Source organism: Klebsiella sp. P1CD1 (assembly GCF_003790505.1).
GTDB classification, from domain to species: Bacteria; Pseudomonadota; Gammaproteobacteria; order Enterobacterales; family Enterobacteriaceae; genus Klebsiella; species Klebsiella variicola.
Window position 1 is genome coordinate 708275 of sequence record NZ_CP033631.1, and the last position, 16657, is coordinate 724931.

22 protein-coding genes are annotated in these 16657 nt (G+C 50.6%); 17 read left to right on the forward strand and 5 right to left on the reverse strand.

Going from position 1 to position 16657, the window contains the following annotated elements:
* Positions 1-57 precede the first annotated feature (57 nt).
* From DTA24_RS03540 to DTA24_RS03550, 3 genes are read right to left on the reverse strand one after another with little or no spacing between them, the layout of a single operon-like run.
* On the reverse strand, positions 58-1143 hold the full coding sequence (locus DTA24_RS03540; RefSeq protein WP_123836554.1) for a tyrosine-type recombinase/integrase: 1086 nt from the start codon (positions 1141-1143) through the stop codon (positions 58-60).
* Between the two features lies 1 nt (position 1144).
* Positions 1145-2023, reverse strand: coding sequence for a hypothetical protein (locus tag DTA24_RS03545; RefSeq protein ID WP_123836555.1), 879 nt, complete (start codon positions 2021-2023; stop codon positions 1145-1147).
* 8 nt (positions 2024-2031) lie between these two features.
* The gene (locus tag DTA24_RS03550; protein ID WP_123836556.1) at positions 2032-2655 is read right to left on the reverse strand and encodes a phage repressor protein CI; all 624 of its coding nucleotides are present in this window, start codon (positions 2653-2655) and stop codon (positions 2032-2034) included.
* 100 nt (positions 2656-2755) lie between these two features.
* Here DTA24_RS03550 and DTA24_RS03555 point away from each other — a divergent pair, with 100 nt between their 5' ends.
* From DTA24_RS03555 to DTA24_RS03610, 12 genes are all read left to right on the forward strand, one after another.
* On the forward strand, positions 2756-2992 hold the full coding sequence (locus tag DTA24_RS03555; protein WP_004144798.1) for a hypothetical protein: 237 nt from the start codon (positions 2756-2758) through the stop codon (positions 2990-2992).
* 34 nt (positions 2993-3026) lie between these two features.
* A complete protein-coding gene (locus tag DTA24_RS03560; protein WP_038421829.1) occupies positions 3027-3536 on the forward strand; it encodes a phage regulatory CII family protein in 510 nt (169 codons plus the stop codon).
* Between the two features lie 7 nt (positions 3537-3543).
* Entirely contained in the window at positions 3544-3744 is a 201-nt protein-coding gene (locus tag DTA24_RS03565) for a phage filamentation protein Fil family protein (RefSeq protein WP_019704179.1), read from the forward strand.
* On the forward strand, positions 3708-4049 hold the full coding sequence (locus DTA24_RS03570) for a DUF5347 domain-containing protein (RefSeq protein ID WP_100127471.1): 342 nt from the start codon (positions 3708-3710) through the stop codon (positions 4047-4049). The genes DTA24_RS03565 and DTA24_RS03570 overlap by 37 nt, the downstream gene beginning before the upstream one ends.
* A gap of 67 nt (positions 4050-4116) precedes the next feature.
* Positions 4117-4350: a DUF2732 family protein gene (locus DTA24_RS03575; RefSeq protein WP_024623053.1), complete on the forward strand. Its 234-nt coding sequence runs from the start codon at positions 4117-4119 to the stop codon at positions 4348-4350.
* Positions 4350-4577, forward strand: a complete 228-nt coding sequence (locus DTA24_RS03580; protein WP_023318930.1) for a TraR/DksA family transcriptional regulator — start codon at positions 4350-4352, stop codon at positions 4575-4577. The genes DTA24_RS03575 and DTA24_RS03580 overlap by 1 nt, the downstream gene beginning before the upstream one ends.
* Positions 4574-5461, forward strand: a complete 888-nt coding sequence (locus DTA24_RS03585; RefSeq protein WP_123836557.1) for a DNA adenine methylase — start codon at positions 4574-4576, stop codon at positions 5459-5461. Before DTA24_RS03580 ends, DTA24_RS03585 begins: the two co-directional genes overlap by 4 nt.
* Complete coding sequence (locus DTA24_RS03590) at positions 5442-7847, forward strand: replication endonuclease (RefSeq protein WP_123837161.1); 2406 nt, start codon at positions 5442-5444, stop codon at positions 7845-7847. Before DTA24_RS03585 ends, DTA24_RS03590 begins: the two co-directional genes overlap by 20 nt.
* Before the next feature lie 171 nt (positions 7848-8018).
* Complete coding sequence (locus DTA24_RS03595; protein ID WP_004144689.1) at positions 8019-8207, forward strand: hypothetical protein; 189 nt, start codon at positions 8019-8021, stop codon at positions 8205-8207.
* A gap of 13 nt (positions 8208-8220) precedes the next feature.
* On the forward strand, positions 8221-8454 hold the full coding sequence (locus DTA24_RS03600; protein ID WP_117047535.1) for a DinI family protein: 234 nt from the start codon (positions 8221-8223) through the stop codon (positions 8452-8454).
* A 75-nt stretch (positions 8455-8529) separates the two neighbouring features.
* A complete protein-coding gene (locus DTA24_RS03605; protein ID WP_114262767.1) occupies positions 8530-8787 on the forward strand; it encodes a hypothetical protein in 258 nt (85 codons plus the stop codon).
* Positions 8788-9040: 253 nt separating this feature from the next.
* Positions 9041-10309: a hypothetical protein gene (locus DTA24_RS03610; protein WP_117047523.1), complete on the forward strand. Its 1269-nt coding sequence runs from the start codon at positions 9041-9043 to the stop codon at positions 10307-10309.
* Between the two features lie 72 nt (positions 10310-10381).
* Here the strand turns inward: DTA24_RS03610 and DTA24_RS03615 are convergent, their stop codons facing one another.
* Positions 10382-11392 (reverse strand): phage portal protein, encoded by a 1011-nt coding sequence (locus DTA24_RS03615; RefSeq protein ID WP_227540395.1) that lies wholly within the window; start codon positions 11390-11392, stop codon positions 10382-10384.
* A gap of 26 nt (positions 11393-11418) precedes the next feature.
* Complete coding sequence (locus tag DTA24_RS03620) at positions 11419-13182, reverse strand: terminase ATPase subunit family protein (RefSeq protein WP_123836558.1); 1764 nt, start codon at positions 13180-13182, stop codon at positions 11419-11421.
* A 140-nt stretch (positions 13183-13322) separates the two neighbouring features.
* Between DTA24_RS03620 and DTA24_RS03625 the strand changes: the two genes are divergently transcribed.
* The 5 genes from DTA24_RS03625 (at position 13323) to DTA24_RS03645 (ending at position 16655) form a co-directional block, all read left to right on the forward strand.
* Complete coding sequence (locus DTA24_RS03625) at positions 13323-14156, forward strand: GPO family capsid scaffolding protein (protein WP_123836559.1); 834 nt, start codon at positions 13323-13325, stop codon at positions 14154-14156.
* Positions 14157-14172: 16 nt separating this feature from the next.
* Entirely contained in the window at positions 14173-15237 is a 1065-nt protein-coding gene (locus tag DTA24_RS03630) for a phage major capsid protein, P2 family (RefSeq protein WP_123836560.1), read from the forward strand.
* Positions 15238-15240: 3 nt separating this feature from the next.
* Positions 15241-15891 carry a terminase endonuclease subunit gene (locus DTA24_RS03635; RefSeq protein ID WP_123836561.1) on the forward strand — a complete coding sequence of 217 codons (651 nt, stop codon included), beginning with the start codon at positions 15241-15243 and terminating at the stop codon, positions 15889-15891.
* A 96-nt stretch (positions 15892-15987) separates the two neighbouring features.
* Positions 15988-16452 (forward strand): head completion/stabilization protein, encoded by a 465-nt coding sequence (locus DTA24_RS03640; RefSeq protein ID WP_019704961.1) that lies wholly within the window; start codon positions 15988-15990, stop codon positions 16450-16452.
* A complete protein-coding gene (locus DTA24_RS03645; RefSeq protein WP_123836562.1) occupies positions 16452-16655 on the forward strand; it encodes a tail protein X in 204 nt (67 codons plus the stop codon). The genes DTA24_RS03640 and DTA24_RS03645 overlap by 1 nt, the downstream gene beginning before the upstream one ends.
* Positions 16656-16657 lie beyond the last annotated feature (2 nt).

The window sequence follows — 16657 nt, forward strand, 5'->3', positions numbered from 1 at the left end:
ACCAAGCGATTATGAGTCCGAACTATATTCTAATAAAAACAAAGATATACAGTTAAATCAAACGCATAGCATTTCGTATATTGTCGAAAAGTATTGCATAGTGCTGCGCTGTGCTGCCATTTTGCTGCCACTTATCAGGTTTAATGGGTTAAGTTGAACCGCTTCTGTAAGGTGGTCAGGGGCGAAGTGAGCATAACGCATCGTGACTTTGATATCTGTATGTCCGAGGATGCGTTGTAAGACTAAAATATTGCCGCCGCCCATCATGAAATGGCTGGCAAAAGTATGCCGTAAAACATGCGAAAGCTGACCGTCAGGAAGTTCAATTCCCGCCCGTTTTACTGCGCTCCTGAATGCTGAGTAACATCCGGTAAAGAGCGGTTTAGAGGTTCGGCTTTTGGGTAGTAATTCATAAAGCTCGTCACTGATAGGAACAGCTCGGTTCTTCTTACCTTTCGTTTTGATAAAAGTGATTTTTCCGGGGCTTATCTGCTTTCCAGTTAAACTTTCCGCTTCACCCCATCTTGCTCCGGTTGCAAGGCAGATTTTAACAATCATGGTTAAATCCTCCGCCTTGCTTTTTTCACATTCTTCCAGCAAGCGAGCCGCTTCCTCAACTGTAAGCCAGGCCAGCTCAATTTCTGCGATCTTAAACTCTCTGACGTTTTCAAGAGGGTTGGGTGCTGTCCAGTCATCAAGTCTTTTCAGCTCGTTGAACATAGCCCGAAAGTAAGCTAGTTCAAGGTTAACCGTGCGAGGGGTGACAGCCTTAACGCGATCAGAGCGGGTTATTTTTCCGCTTAACCGCTGTTCTCTATAAGTTGAGAACAGTTTAGCGTTGAATTCTGTAGCGAGGGGATCACCCATTGCGAGACAGGCAAACTCCATTGCGCCTTTGCGCTTTTCACCATCAGCAAGCGTAACGCCATGTGCGTTATACCAAGCTGTAACCAAATCCCGAACGCGGCGTTTATCAGTTTTCTCGCCCAGCCACGGCTTATCTTGAGCCTGATCTTTTATGTGGCGCTCAAATGCTAAAGCCTCCCCTTTGGTCGCGAACTGGCGACGGATGCGCTTTCCATCCCTACCGTTTGGGAAAATCTGGGCTTGCCATTTCCCATTGGATAATTTATTTACAGCCATATTAAAATGGAGTCTCTTCAATAATATCAGCCAATTCAGGGCTGTCAATTTCTATTCTCTTAAATCTTCGTCCGTTTTTTCTAAATATCAAATGTTGACCAGTCTGACTATCTATTACATCAGCAAGAATGCCTATGTCTTCTTTGTCTTTAGTGTTATGGTAGAAATTTCCTATTAAATAATCTGGAGGGTAAAATTCCAGTTGAGATAACAAGGTTTCGCCTATCTTAGAATATTTGCTTTTATTTATCTTAATTAAAAGATTAGAGTTTCTAGGTTGGTCCTGTGAGGTGAATCGCTGTTCAAGTTCCCTTATTGCTTTAAGGATAAGAGTATTTTCTTGGCTGAGAACTGTCTTTTCACCGACTTGCGCTGGTTGTATTTTAAGTAATTGCACTATTGAATTGACATCATTTTCATCAGCGGCAAAAGTAGATGTAAGGGCTTTTGATATAGACATGGTGTTATTTTGTGCATTATCTATTCGCATACTACTATCATATTCACAGTACCTAAAAGCCTGAACATCAAATGGGCTTATTGTTTTGTCATCTTTTATCAATACAGTCTTTTTATTAAAGGCCTGTCTAAGCCCTAACTCATACATCACATTAGGGTTTCGTCCGCTTAAGTCACATATAGCTATGTCACACTCTACAATTCTTTTTAATATATCAAGAACAATGAAGTTAGAATTTGTAACTTCATCCGCACGAATTGGTTTAAATCCTGCATTATCGCATGCAGTTTTAATTAAATGAGTATAAACTCTGTTAAAATGTCCACTTTCATACCCGGACATGTCTGCAATTGGCATTATAACAAAACAAGTACGTTCCTCATGTTCTGTTTTTTTTGATTTATCAGTTGTAGAGGTCATATTCACTCCTAAATAATATAATCTGTCTTAGAAACGATTTTTCCTAAGACCACGATATCTTTTACGAAACATTCGAAAGATGCTTTACCATTCTCAATTCGCACGCGACCACCAGGGAATCTATACAACTCGCGAACACTGGCAATCCCATCAATTTCAATGAACCACAGACCATCTACTAATTCACCATCGTAGCGATCAGCTAGGTAAGTTGTTTTGTCCGAAATCAGAATAAATGGTGACTGTAAACCTTCTGGAATTGTTGAAGTATCAGCGATTATATCATTTTGTGTTTTTAAGTTCCCATTTGTGATGTTTATGCATTTAAGACGCATAGTTGCTGCATCATTCACACCCACGAATTTGCTACCAATACCTGTGCTCAGCCAGATTAATGATGCTCCTGTTTCAAGATGACAAACAATCACCCAGTCAGCGGGGAAGGTATCGCGTGCATATCGGTTAGCCATAGTGCTTTGCGAGACGCCAAGCTGATTACAGAGGGCTATGCGGGTAGTGAAACCATAGGCTTCAAGGATACGAGCAATGACTTCCTTCCCACCTCTATTTTGAAATATGAAATCTCGAATCAGCTTTACGTCATCTTCATTCGTTAAGTTTCGTGTTGACATGATTGTTTTGTGATCCTAACATCTCGATTCAAGATGATTTGAATAGTGTTAAACAGTGCCTAATAGTGAGTTAGGCACCCAAACCGAGGAATAGTGCATCATGAGTCGCCAATTATCAATGCGCCCTAGCATCAATCTTGTGGTGTCTGAACCATTCATTACCCTGGATGAGTTCTGCCGCCGTACCGGTTACAAACTCAGCTACGCCCGCCAAATGATCCGTGAAGGCCGCCTTCCAATTCGTAAAAAGGAAGGGGTAAATAGCCTTATCGAAGTAAACATGTTCGCATTGACGATGGAAGCGGCTCAAGGCTGCGAAATCGCAATGCAAGCCTGATAGTTCCATTTTGGGATATAGAGAGGCCAAAAACATGTTTGATTTCAGGATTTCCAAACATCCGCATTTTGATGAAGCCTGCAGGGCTTTCGCACTGCGTCATAACATGACGAAGCTGGCAGGGCGTGCCGGGATGAATGTTCAGACTCTGCGCAACAAGCTAAACCCGGACCAGCCGCACCAACTTACCGCACCGGAAATCTGGCTGCTTACTGATCTGACCGAGGATTCAGCGTTGGTTGATGGCTTCCTGGCGCAGATCCACTGCCTCCCGTGCGTGCCGCTAAACGAAGTCGCTCGCGAAAAGATGCCGGATTATGTACTAAAAGCTACGGCAGAAATCGGCCGCGTGGCTGCCGGCGCTGTTTCCGGCGAAGCGCACACAACGGCAGGGCGCCGCCAGATTGTTGATAGCATCAATTCAGTTACTCGACTGATGGCATTAACCGCAGTGACGTTGCAGGCGCGCCTGCAGGCAAGCCCAGCGATGGCCAGCACCATTGATACAGTCACTGGCCTGGGTGCCTCGTTTGGTTTGATCTGAGGTAGCTATGTTGAATAACCAACCATCAATCGCATCGCTTCTCGTTAAGCAAAGTCCATCACCGCATTTCGGGCATGGCTGGATCATGGGTAAAGATGGCAAGCGCTGGCACCCGTGCCGCTCGCAGGATGCGCTGCTGGCTGAACTGCGTACTAATAAACAGGGGAAACCATGGCTATTGAAGGCGATTCTGCGTCTGTTCCACTAAGTCCGGGGCATCGGCTGGATGGCCTGAATCATATTGCAGAGCTAAGGGCGAAAGTGTTCGGCTTGAATATAGAACCTGAACTGGAGCGTTTTATTAGCGATATGCGGGACCAGCGAGATATTAACCATAAACAAAATGAGCGTGCCTTAGCCGCCATATTCTTTATGGCTAAGATTCCGGCGGATCGTCATAACGTCAATATGAATGAGCTGACGACTGACGAAAAGCGGGAGCTGATAAAAGCAATGAACCATTTTCGTGCAGTGGTGAGCTTATTTCCAAAGCGGCTAACCATGCCGAATTAACCAGTAACAGAAATTAATGGCGTAAACCCGCCGGGCATTCTTTTGCCAAAATTCAGGAGAAACAACAATGCGTAATATAGAAACCCGTTCCAACAAAATCGGCCCGGATGATGCAGGTCTTAACCAGATACTGACAGAGGCCCGCATGGAAGAACGCCGTGCACGTGCTGCGGCAATGGCCGCCCGCCTTGATAGCCTGGCGTGTCACATCACATCGCGCCAGCTTAATCACGTTGAGGCGGCGGAGCTGCTGCGCGTTGCTGCGGAAAACATCCAGAACGAAGCGCAGGAGATCCACTGATGGCTGATTCTATGGACCTCGTACAGCAGCGCGTTGAAGAAGAACGTCAGCGGCATATCCACACCGCTCGCAGTAAAGCGCCGGGCGTTTCCCGTGTCTTGTGCATTGACTGCGACGCACCAATACCGCCAGCCCGCCGCCGCGCTATTCCTGGCGTGCAGTGCTGCATCACCTGTCAGGAAATCGCAGAGCTGAAAGGCAAACACTACAATGGGGGGGCTGTATGAGCACCATCCTGAAATGGGCGGGCAATAAAACTGCCGTCATGCATGAGCTGAAAAAGCACCTGCCTGCAGGCCCGCGACTGGTTGAACCTTTCGCGGGTTCCTGCGCTGTGATGATGGCGACAGAGTATCCTCATTATCTTGTCGCGGATATTAATTCAGACCTGATTAATCTTTATAAGCAGATTGCATTTGATTGTGAGAAGTTCATTTCAAATGCAAAACATTTCTTTTTAGGCACAAATAGCGCAGAGTCTTATTACAACATCCGTCAGGACTTTAATCATTCGTCTGAAATCACCGATTTCTGGAAAGCTATATTTTTCCTTTATCTAAATCGCCACTGTTATCGTGGATTGTGCCGTTATAACAGGAAAGGTGAATTTAACGTTCCATACGGGAATTATAAAAAACCATATTTCCCGGAAGACGAAATCAGAGCATTTGCAGAGAAAGCAAAACGCGCCACCTTCATTTGTGCCAGCTATGAGGAAACTTTAGCAATGGTCAAAGTAGGTGATGTGATTTATTGCGACCCACCTTATGACGGTACATTTACCGATTATCACACTGATGGTTTCAATGAGCTTGAACAGCGTCGCCTGGCGACGACTCTTGATGTACTGGCATCAGCAGGCCATCAGGTTGTTGTGTCGAACAGTGAAACCGAGCTGACGAACGCGATTTACCAGAGTTTTACCCGCCACCGTATTAACGCAAAACGCAGTATGGGCGTTGCCGGTGGTGATGGTAAGTCTGCAACTGAAATTATCGCTGTTTCTCAACCTCTGATCTGGTCAGGGTTTGATCTGGCAGCGTATCCAGTCGCGAGTGCGTCTTACGAAACTTTCCAAAGAGAGTATTTGTGTGAGCCATCACGACGTTAAAAACTACGGCGGAGCAGAAGATTCCGCCGCTGCTTTTGCCTGGAATATACCTAAAAAGGCGATTAACCCATATCTGGACCCGGCAGAAGTAGCGCCGGTTTCTGCGCTTTCAAACCTGATTACTCTCTATGCTGCGGATAACGAGCAGGAACAGCTGCGCCGCGAGGCTCTGAGTAATGAGGTCTGGGATCGCTATTTCTTCAATGAATCCCGTGATCCTGTTCAGCGGGAAATAGAGCAGGACCGGCTGATCAGCCGCGCCAAAATGGCCCGCGAGCAGCAGCGGTTTAATCCCGATCTGGTGATTCTGGCAGACGTAAGCGCTGAACCACCTCACATCAGCAAGCCACTGCTTGAGCGCATAAAATATTTCGAGGGCCTGGGCAAGCCGAAGGCATATTCCCGCTATCTACGTGAAACCATCAGGCCGTGCCTTGAACGCCTGGAGCGCGTGCGTGCCAGCCAGATTTCTGCGTCATTCCGGTTTATGGCGAGCCACGACGGGCTGGAGGGCCTGCTGGTTCTGCCGGAAATGAACCAGGATCAGGTTAAGCGGTTATCTACCTTGGTGGCGGCACACATGAGCATGTGTCTGGATGCTGCCTGCGGTGAGCTGTTTGCGGATGAAGACGTTACGCCGGAAGAGATCCGCCGGTCATGGGAAAGGGTGGCCTCTGAGGCCATGCGCCTTGATGTTATCCCGCCAGCTTTCGAGAAGCTGCGCCGTAAAAAGCACCGCCGTAACCCGGTCCCATACGAACTTATTCCGGGTTCGCTTGCCCGTATGCTCTGTGCTGACTGGTGGTATCGCAAGCTGTGGCAGATGCGGTGTGAATGGCGCGAGGAACAGCTGCGCGCTGTCTGCCTGGTTAACAAAAAGACGTCCCCGTATGTCAGCTATGAGGCTGTGATCCATAAACGCGAACAGCGCCGCAAATCGCTGGAGTTCTTCCGCTCGCATGAGCTGACCAATGAGCAGGGCGATACGCTGAATATGGAAGACGTGGTAAACGCCAGCAGCAGCAATCCGGCGCACCGGCGCAACGAAATGATGGCCTGCGTTAAAGGGCTGGAGCTGATCGCAGAAATGCGTGGTGAATGCGCAGTGTTCTATACCATCACCTGCCCGTCACGCTTTCACGCAACGCTCAATAACGGCAGGCCAAACCCGAAATGGACCAGTGCCACGGTACGGCAGAGCAGCGATTATCTGGTGAATATGTTCGCCGCCTTCCGTAAGGCGATGCACAAAGCCGGGCTGCGCTGGTATGGCGTCCGCGTTGCTGAGCCACACCATGACGGCACCGTGCACTGGCACCTGCTTTGCTTCATGCGCAAAAAAGACCGCAAGTCCATCACTGCGCTGCTGCGTAAATTTGCCATCCGTGAGGACCGCGAGGAGCTGGGAAATAATACCGGCCCGCGCTTTAAATCTGAGCTGATCAACCCGCGCAAGGGGACGCCGACCAGCTACATCGCGAAGTACATCAGTAAGAACATCGACGGCCGCGGCCTGGGTAATGAAATCAGCAAAGAAACCGGCAGATCACTGCGGGACAATGCCGAACATGTCAATGCCTGGGCTTCGCTGCATCGCGTCCAGCAATTCCGCTTTTTCGGTATACCGGGCCGCCAGGCTTATCGCGAGCTGCGTTTGCTGGCAGGCCAGGCCGCGCGACAGCAGGCCGATAAAAAAGCAGGTGCGCCGGTACTGGATAACCCGCGTCTGGATGCCGTGCTGGCGGCAGCCGATGCCGGGTGTTTTGCCACCTACATCATGAAACAGGGCGGCGTACTGGTTCCGCGTAAGCATCACCTGGTCCGCACGGCTTATGAACTCAATGACGAGCCATCAGCCTATGGCGATCACGGCATCCGTATTTATGGCATCTGGTCCCCGATTATTGAGGGCCGGATTTGCACGCATGCGATGAAGTGGAAAATGGTTCGTAAGGCCGTTGACGTTCAGGAGGCGCCAGCCGACCAGGGCGCTTGCGCCCCTTGGACTCGTGGCAATAACTGTCCCCCTGTGGAAAAAATGAACGAAAACGGGGCCGTAAGCGGGCATGATTTACCGGATATTACGGGTATGGATGAGCGGGAGCTGCAGGAGTATCTCCATAGCATGAGCAAAAAGGAGCTGAGGGAGCTAAACGCACGGCTTCGCATGGTTAAGTCTAAGCGCCGGAAAGGGTACAGGCAGGATGTGGATAATCAGCAGCGCCTGCAGCTAGAGTATGAACTTAAATCGAGAGGCTTTGATGGTTCGGAGGTGGAGATCGATCTGCTTCTGCGCGGCGGCAGTATTCCATCCGGTGCCGGTCTGCGTGTCTTTTACCGGAACCAAAGGCTGCAGGAAGATGATAAATGGCGCCAGTGGTACTGATGAAGGGGCGCATTTTTCGCCTTTTTTCTGCTACATCGGACACATCTGATTGAATGATAAAAAGTATTTTACAACTTAAAAAACGTATTATACTGTATGTATATACAGTGTTTGGTTGTCCGTATGTAGGGATGTGGCATTACATATCCTGTAGTGAGGATCGGAGGGAAAATGCAGGACTATCTTTTGGAGTCGTTGAAGCTCCAGCGTATTGATTTTTTTATCAAGCTTGTAGCGGCTAGTGAGTGCAGCGATGAAGAGAAGCGGCTTGCTATCCAGTGGGTCTCAGAGCTGACTGATGAATTAATGGCGAAAATCCGTAGCCATGAGTACAGCCGGTCAATGGATGTTTCCAGTTAGGGGGATGATCTCCATGCGTGTCGAAATAATGATTGATAAAGAGCAGAAAATTTGCCAAGCGACACTGGAAGCATTCGAAACCGAGCTTTACCGCAACCTGACCCCCTTGTATCCCAAGACGGCGATCCGCATTCGCAAAGGAAGTGCCAACGGTATCGAGTTGACTGGCTTAAAACTTGATGAGGATAAGCAGCGGGTAATGGAAATTATGCAGCAGGTCTGGGAAGACGACAGCTGGATGCATTAACAAAACCTAGCAGGCGATAAAACTGGTTTTTACCTCCTGCTAGGTTGAACAACGAGCAAGGCGAGGCGTTAGGCTATGGGGTCTAAAGACAGCAATTATCAGGTCGTTTATCGCTATGAGCCATTAATGAAGTATGTCCCGGGTGGCTGGGTGCTGTTTCAGCGGCCAAAATCCTGCGGCGGCGGGTTCTGGCTGGGTAAAACCTATGATGGTGTTTTTATGTTTGAACTTGATCATCCCGTTCCTCTTAGTGAGGGGGTTAAGTACATCATCCTCTCATCTCGAGTGTCTGAAAACTTCATGGATTTTGACGATGATTTCAGGCTAACCTGAAAAAAGAGAGTGCATGACTATGCCGCATGAATCTGCATGATCGTTTGAAGATCGTTTTGGCTCCGGCCCGCCAGTTCTGGCGGGCTTTTTCATATCTCATGCAGGTGCATGAAAACCACTACACAAAGCGGGCAGGCGTGGCGGGGATACGAGCGCGCGCTGAGTGGTTAAGCTTGCCATTAAAGGCTAGTTGCATAAATTAAGGATACATTATATCTTAAATATATATTCATTATTTTTTTTAGGTGATAATATGACTAATTATGAAGTTAACGAAGTGTTTGGCTTATCAAGGGATTTGCCTCTTAATTATATAGAGCGAACTGCTGTTGATGATAAGCTGAAACAAGAATTACAAGCTAAAAAACACATTGTAATATATGGTGGTTCCAAACAGGGGAAAACATGTGTGAGAAAGCACTGTATTAACTCTAAGGACTATATTCTTGTTCAATGTTCTAATCGTTCAGATGTTTCAGAACTGAATGCAAGTATTCTCAAGCGAGCAGGTTTTGAAATTACACAATCAAGTAAGAAAGGTATCACAGGGAAAAATAAGATACTGGCTTCGTTAAAAACTTCTATTTTTGGTTTCGGTGCTAGTGCTGGCGGCGAAGTCGAAGATACAACATCACAGGAAACGACTACAGCACCTTTAGAAATAGATGTTGATGATGTTAACGATGTAATTGCGGCATTGAAGTCTATAAATTTTAATAGAATTATTGTGTTGGAAGATTTCCATTATATGCCATTTGAGACACAGCGAGACTTCTCTATTGCATTGAAGGCATTTCATGAAACATCTGATATTATATTTGTGATTGTTGGTGTTTGGTTGGAAGATAATAGGTTGATAGTATACAATGGGGATTTGACTGGGCGTATTATCTCTGTCAATGCAGATAAATGGGAGGAAGCGGAGCTAGAGACGGCAGTTGATAAAGGTTGTGCGCTTTTAAATATCACTTTTGATAAGCAGTTTAAGTCGGATATTGTTAAACATTGTTTAAATAGTATTTATCTTGTGCAAGAGGCTTGTAGAAGGGCATGCATTAAGTCTGGTGTATCAGGAACGCAGCAACTCAGCAAAGAAATCGGGAAAGGGATGGATGGCAAGGCTATTATCGCTGATATAGTTAACGACCAAACCGCCCGTTATAATTCGTTTCTAATTAGTTTTTCTGATGGATTTCAGGATACAGAGTTACAGATGCACAAATGGATACTTTACCCTGTTCTTTCGTCCACGATTGAACAATTGGAATTGGGGCTGAAATTCAAAGATATAAGGGCAACTTTGCAAGATGTACACCCTAGGGGGGAAAAGCTGAATCTAGGAAACGTAACTCAATCATTGCAATCAACTGCATCTCTGCAAATCAAAAAAAACATTATGCCTATAATTTTAGATTATGATCAGACAAACAGAAAGTTGAATGTTGTTGACAAAGGGTTTCTTATTTGGCTACAGCATCAGATTATTTCTGAATTGAAAGAAGATCTAGATTTACCAAAATAATTTTAGAGTGCTTGTTGTTTATCGATCTATTTTTAGTACACGGTGTAGTAGGCCTGCTTTCGCAGGCTTACTTCACATGTTCTCAGGAGATAGGGAATAAGGAGAAAAGCTAATTACTTCTTCATTTACCCATTCATTCAGTTCCTGCAGGCGCTTCTGTAATGGCATAAGTTCATTGCGAACAAAGACACGACTGGCTTTTTCCACATCCCCAAATCCCCCAACATTACTAGGCATAATCCCCATCATCTGTGGCGGCACTCTGTGCGCTGCCATCATGTCATCGCGGCTCACGTTCTTGATGTTCAGAAACTCATCTTTCGCCGCGACCTCCGACAACGGGATGATCTGGATGCCGTCCTTTTTACCGTTGGGCGAATACATAAACAGGTTGCGGAAGTTGCCCGGCCCTTTGGCGCTTTTCATGGCCTGGCGGATGTTGTTCACGTCCTCCTGATTCTGTGCCGCGTCTGTCATGTACATGATGAAGCCGGCATGGCTACCATTAATGTAATACTTACGGCGGAATAGAGTCGCAGACTCGTTCAGCAGAGTTGACGGGATGGCAGATAGATAGCCGGGCAGCCCGTAGATTTCTTGGTTAATATCCGGCTCCATCAGGTGAAAGACGCTGCCTTTGGTGAACTCATAAGGCTGGGTGGCCATGCCGTACTGCACGAACCAGTAAGTATCAAGGTCAATCCCGCGCCGGGTGTACTTCGCCAGTGATGGCTCCAGTGACAGGACGCCGCCCAGCCTGTTCGTCCGTTTTTCAAGATAGGCGTTACCGAACACCAGATAGTCCTGGACGAAACGGGCAAAAGCCTGCTGGCTGAGCAGGCGGTGGGGGATGTAGGTACTGCTGAGAATGTCACGCTTAACGGCAATCGGTGAGCTGTGATGTACGGCGGCGCGATAGGTCCGCGCCAGCCCGTCAAAGCTCACCGGCGGCTCATACCAGCGGTCCATTTGAACACATTCTACGTAGTCCAGAAGTTCTCGGCGGTCCAGTACCGGAATGGGATCGCCAAAGCTGAACGCCTGGGTAGTCGCTGCATCATTCGGTTGTACGTCAGGTGGCATCACATCCTGTGCGGTATTCTCAGTCATTAAAAAATCTCCACAATGTTGCTGGTATTGGCGGCATCGCCCTGCAGCGGTTCGTTAAACAGTGCGTGCATCGTTGCCCAGGCCAGATCGGCGTGGCTGACTTCTTCGCTGCGGCTGGCTTCGTAGGTAGGGCGGTTTCCGCTGGCGGTGGTGGCGCGGCGGATAGCCATAAATGACTGCGCAATGTCGGTATGCCCGGCGTCAAACTCCAGACGGCGGTGGCTGATAATGTCGTATGCCTTGAGCACCAGGGCGTTTTTGACGTTGGGGTTATAGACAAACTCCCGCACGGCAGGGAAAAAGCCTTTTACGTTTTCATAAACACCGTGACCGACGCCGGTGGAGTCAATGCCGATGTAGGTCACGTTATACTGCTGAGTCAGTTTGCGGATGGCCTCTGCCTGGGCGCGGAAGTCCATTCCGCGCCACTGATGACGCTCAAGGATGCGGAACTTACCGCCGGGCACCGTCGGCGGGGCAATGACTACGCAGCCAGCGCTGTCACCGTTCTGGGTACCTTTCGCCGGGTCATAGCCGATCCAGACTTCGCGCCAGCCGAAGGGACGCAGGGCCAGCGCCTGAAAGTCTTCCCAGACTTCCCAGCTGTCCACCATGCAGGCCTGCAGGTCAGCCAGTGGGAAAACGGAGGCGAGATCGTCGATGAACTCACACATCAGCAGGTTCTGGTACTCGTCGGGGCTGTACTCCAGACGCAACTGGTCGAGGTCGAACAGGTTGCAGCCACCGCGCACGGCGTCCTCCACCGTCACGATCTGTCTGAACTGACCGTCAGCGCAAAGCAGACCGGCTGCAAGGGCTGAGTGGGTCAGGTCGATATCAACGCGATCAGCTTTTGCCCGCCCGCGATTGAACAGGGCGCCGGACCAGAACGGGTAAGCGCTGTGCGTCAGGCTGGAAGGCGTGGAGAAATAGGTCTGGCGCCATTTCTTGTGCAGCGCCATGCCGGAGGCGACTTTACGTAGCTCCTGAAATTTCGGGATCCAGAAATACTCATCAAGATACAGGTTGCCGTGGTAGCTCTGTGCGGTGCGGGCGTTGGTCCCGAGAAAATACAGCGTGGCGCCGTTTGGCAGCACCATGGGATCGCCCTTTAATTCCACATCGACTTCTTTGGCAAACTCGATGATGTACTGCTTAAAAACATGCGCCTGGGCTTTACTGGCTGACAGGAAAATCTGGTTTCGCCCTGTCATCAGGGCGTCCATCAGCGCTTCACGCGCGAAATAATACGTAGCGCCGATCTGGCGCGATTTAAGCACGTTGCGGATGCGGTGCTTAATTCCTGCTTCCCACCAGTGGCGCTGATATTCAAACATTCCGTTGCGGAAAATTTCTTCCAGCTTTTCGATCTGTTCGTCAGTAAACAGGTTCTTTTCTGGTGTCTTACGGGGGCCGCGGTTGCGGTTTTGCACGTTGGGGTTAAGGTCAGCCTCATTACCACCGTTGTTAAATTTACCGATGCGGGCGTGTCGTTCTGACTGGCGGGCCAGCAGGTCTATTTCTTTAAAGTCTTTCCCTTCCTTGTGCTCCTTCATGATGAGCTGGCAATAGCGGGCGGCAGTGGTGAGCTGCATCTGATCGAGTGGGCCATATTCGCCCCACTTGTCGCGCTTTTTCCAGCTGTGAACGGTTGCAACTTTTTCGCCCAGCATTTCAGCAATGCGGGCTACGCGGTATCCCTGAAAATACAGCAGTAATGCCTGCCTGCGGGGATCGAGGTCTGCGGGGGTCATCGTTTCCATGGCACAAACATACGGCCTTGCCTGGCGCCTTTCCCCGGCTGGCCTTTGTATGGTTTACCGCACAAGGTCCGCGCGTTGTTTCACCCCCTCCATCGCAGCAACCATAAGGCCTCACAGAGTTATTTGATGGAGTCGGTCACATGGCTGTAAAAGCAAAGCGCTTCCGCATCGGTGTGGAAGGGGCAACGACAGACGGGCGCAATATTGAGCGTGCCTGGCTGGAACAGATGGCGGCGAGCTATGACCCGCAGGTGTATACCGCGTTGATTAATCTGGAGCACATCAAGGGTTACACCCCTGATAGCCCATTCCGCCGTTTCGGGACCGTGGATAAGCTGGAGGCAGAGGAGATTGCAGACGGCCCGCTGAAAGGGAAAATGGCCCTGTATGCGTGGATCACCCCGTCAGAGGACCTGGTGGCGTATACCAGTAATCTGCAAAAGCTGTTTACCTCAATGGAGGTCAATACCAGTTTTGCCGATACCGGCAAAGCCTACCTGGTTGGCCTGGCGGCGACGGATGATCCCGCAAGCCTCGGTACTGAAATGCTGCAGTTTAGCGCCAGCGCCAGAAGTAACCCCCTGGCAGGCCGCAAGCAAAACCCTGAAAACCTCTTTTCCGCCGCAGAAGAAACGCTGATCGAGTGGGAAGAAGTCCAGGACGAAAAACCCTCCCTGTTTTCCCGCGTTGCCGCGATGTTCACCAAAAAAGAACAGAACGATGAAGCGCGTTTTTCTGACGTGCATCGCGCGGTGGAGCTGATTGCTACTGAACAGCAAAACCTGAGCGAACGTACTGATCACTCCCTGTCTGCGCAGGATGCGCGCATTGCTGAGCTGGAAGCCTCCCTGCAGGAACAGCAGACCGCTTTTGCTGAACTGGAGCAGCGGCTGAGCCAGGAAGACAGCCGCAAAGATTATCGCCAGCGCGCGCCGGGCGGAAACGCACCGGCAGGCACACTGACCAATTGCTGATGGAGCATAAGAACCAATGAAAAAGAAAACCCGTTTTGCCTTTAACGCCTACCTGCAGCAGCTGGCACGCCTGAATAACGTGGAAGTGGAAGAACTTTCCAGCAAATTCACCGTTGAGCCGTCGGTACAGCAGACGCTGGAAGATCAGATCCAGCAGTCCGCAGCCTTTCTGACACTGATTAACATCACCCCGGTGGATGAGCAGTCAGGCCAGCTGCTGGGTCTGGGTGTCGGTAGCACGATTGCCGGTACCACGGATACCACCACCAAAGAGCGCGAACCAACTGACCCGACAGTGATGGCGGACGTGGAATACAAATGCGAACAGACCAACTTTGATACGGTGCTGACCTACGCAAAGCTGGACCTGTGGGCAAAATTCCAGGATTTCCAGGTACGGATCCGTAACGCCATCGTGAAGCGCCAGGCTCTGGACCGCATCATGATCGGGTTCAACGGCGTGAAGCGTGCCAAAACCTCTGACCGCGAAGCCAACCCGATGCTGCAGGACGTAAATAAGGGCTGGCTGCAAAAAATCCGCGAAGATGCGCCGGATCATGTCATGGGCAGCGAAACCAAAGAAGGCGTGACCACCAAAGGCGCCGTGAAGGTTGGTAAGGGTGGCGATTATGCCAACCTGGACGCCGTGGTGATGGATGCGGTCAACGAGCTGATCGACCCGGTGTATCAGGATGATGATGATCTGGTGGTGGTCTGTGGCCGTGAGCTGCTGTCTGACAAGTATTTCCCGCTGGTTAACAAAGACCAGGAGAACACGGAGAAGCTGGCCGCTGATCTGGTCATCAGCCAGAAACGCATGGGTGGCCTGCAGGCTGTACGCGCGCCGTATTTCCCTGCGAATGCACTGCTGATCACCCGCCTGGATAACCTGTCAATTTACTGGCAGGAAGATACCCGCCGTCGTTCTGTTATCGATAACCCGAAACGTGACCGGATCGAGAATTTCGAGTCCGTCAATGAAGCGTATGTGGTTGAGGATTACCGCGGCGCGGCGCTGGTCGAAAACATCCAGATGGGGGATTTCAGCGCGCCAGCTGTACCGGAAGGCGAGGGGGCATAACGCATGAGCCTGAGTCCCGCACGGCAGCACCGCCTGCGCGTCCAGGCTGAACAGGCCGCCCGACAGGGCGGCAATGTTCGCCACGCGACGGGGTATGACCTGATGCTGATGCAGCTGGCGGAGGACCGCCGCCGCCTGAAAGGTATCCAGTCCACCGTGAAGAAAGCCCAAATCAAAGTGGAGCTGCTGCCCCGTTATTCCGCCTGGGTGGAGGGGGTGCTGGCTGCTGATGGTGCCCGGCAGGATGACGTGGTGATGTTTGTGATGCTCTGGCGTATCGATGCCGGTGATTATGCAGGTGCGCTGGATGCAGGGCGTCATGCGCTGCGGCACGGATGGGTGATGCCCATCGGAAACCGTAACGTCCAGACGGTGCTGGCAGAGGAAATGGCAGACGCTGCGCAGGCCGCCCTGCTGGCAGGTGAATCTTTCGATGCCGGGTTGTTACTGCAGACACTGGAGCTGACAGACGGCCAGGATATGCCAGACCAGTCACGGGCACGCCTGCATAAAGCGATTGGCGCTGTACTGACCGAAACCAGCCCGGCCTCCGCCCTGAATCACATCAATCATGCGCTGCAGCTTGATCCACGCTGTGGCGTCAAAAAAGAAAAACAGCAGCTGGAGCGCAGATTGCGCGATGACAGCCGTTAACGGAACGTGCCCCGCGCACGGGCGGCACGGGGTGGCGAAAGGCTTTTGCCACATCAAAACCCCGTCCACCGCCCACTATTTCAGGAGAAAGCCCGCATGAAGTTTGTTGCGCCTGAGCAGGCGCCGGAACAGGCGGAAATTATCAAAAATACGCCGTTCTGGCCCGATGTTGATTTATCAGAGTTTCGCAGCGTGATGCGGACGGATGGCACGGTGACGTCACCCCGTCTCGGACAACTCATCCGGTCTGCGATGTCAGAGGTCAATGCGGAGCTGTACGACTTCCGCAAGCGCCAGCAGGCGCTGGGATTTATGACGCTGGCCGATGTACCGGCGGACTTGCTGGACGGTAAAAGCGAACGCATTCACCACTACCACAACGCCGTTTATTGCTGGGCACGTGCGCAGGTGAATGAGCGTTACCAGGACTACGACGCCACGGCCTCCGGTGTGAAAAGGGGGGATGAGCTGGCGGAGGCCAGCGGCGATCTGTGGCGTGATGCGCGCTGGGCAATCAGCCGGGTGCAGGATGCGCCTCACTGTACGGTGGAGCTGATCTGATGAAAGTGCGTGCGTACCAGGGTGACACGGTGGACGCGCTTTGCTGGCGTCATTACGGACGCACGCTGGGCGTCACGGAGCAGGTACTGCAGGCAAATCCGGGGCTGGCTGAGCACGGCCCGTTCTTACCACACGGGCTGCAGGTGGAGCTGCCGGATATTGCCACCACTTCCACGGTGCAGACCGTCCAGTTATGGGACTGAAA